The organism is Flavobacterium bizetiae (genome assembly GCF_902804475.1).
GTDB lineage: Bacteria > Bacteroidota > Bacteroidia > Flavobacteriales > Flavobacteriaceae > Flavobacterium > Flavobacterium bizetiae.
Window position 1 is genome coordinate 1 of sequence record NZ_CADCSU010000156.1, and the last position, 358, is coordinate 358.

General features: G+C 44.1%; 1 protein-coding gene. It reads left to right on the plus strand.

Going from position 1 to position 358, the window contains the following annotated elements:
* Window positions 1-358: DUF11 domain-containing protein (locus FLACOL7796_RS20495; protein ID WP_173972657.1), on the plus strand; the 358-nt coding region annotated here is incomplete at both ends.

A 358-nucleotide genomic window follows, 5' to 3' on the forward strand; every position in this document is an offset into this window, starting at 1 on the left:
AACAGGAGTGAGTGTAACAGATATTTTACCTTCTGGCTATACTTTTGTAAGTGCCAGCACAGCTTCAGGAACCTATACAAGTGGAACTGGAATCTGGGCCATTGGTACTTTAGCCAATGGAGCTAATGCTACATTATCTATCATTGCCACAGTCAATGCCTCTGGAACGTATACCAACAGTGCGAGTATAGCTGCCAATGAAGCAGATCCTACCCCTGGAAATAATACCTCTAGTGTTACTCCAACACCTATAAATATAATTGTTGCGGTAACAGAAACGACCCCTTCGGTTAATGGATTACCAGGTGGCACCACCACGGCATTAACGGGCAACGATACCTTAAATGGAAGCCCAGTA